The following is a 537-nucleotide window of genomic DNA, read 5'->3' as shown; positions in this document are numbered from 1 at the left end:
TGTCGGGCGCGCGGGCGGCGTCACGCATGGCGGCGAAATAGGACGCCGAAACCGCCGCATCCGCCTTGTGCGCCCGCGAAAGGGAATACTGCCATCCACCCGCGCCGATACAGACCGCCGCCACCGCGACACCCGCAACCACCAGATAGCGCCGCGCCAGTGCCCGGATGCGCTCGGCACGGATTTCCTCATCGACTTCCGTGAAGATGTCGTCAGCCACGTTCCTGTCGTTCCCTGCTCGCTGGCGCGATGCGTCGTGCATCGCGCGTCAAGATTGTCGGCCCCAGCATATCGGGCCTGAAACGGCACGGCAAACCGCCCTGCCCCGATTACGGGTCTGCCGCCGCCATCGCGCCCGTCCGATCACATAGACCGGCCCGTTTGCCACCGCCAGCGGTAAGCGGGCGGGAAATGCAAAAAGTTGGGGTTTTCACCGCGCGGCGTCCCGCCATTCGCGCAGCAGTTCACACGCCGCGCGCGTGACCTCGTCCACGCCCAGCCCCTCCATGGGGGCCTCACCGGGGGGGCCGGGGGCGA

At 68.5% G+C, this 537-nt stretch carries 1 pseudogene; it reads right to left on the bottom strand.

Annotation, left to right across the window (positions count from 1 at the left end):
* A pseudogene (locus JCM25156_RS26770) lies at positions 1-220 on the bottom strand (hypothetical protein); the annotation flags it as partial.
* Between the last annotated feature and the right edge of the window lie 317 nt (positions 221-537).

This window comes from Komagataeibacter kakiaceti JCM 25156 (assembly GCF_000613305.1).
Note: the sequence above shows the minus strand (reverse complement) of the source record. Positions and strands in the feature narration are given on the sequence as shown.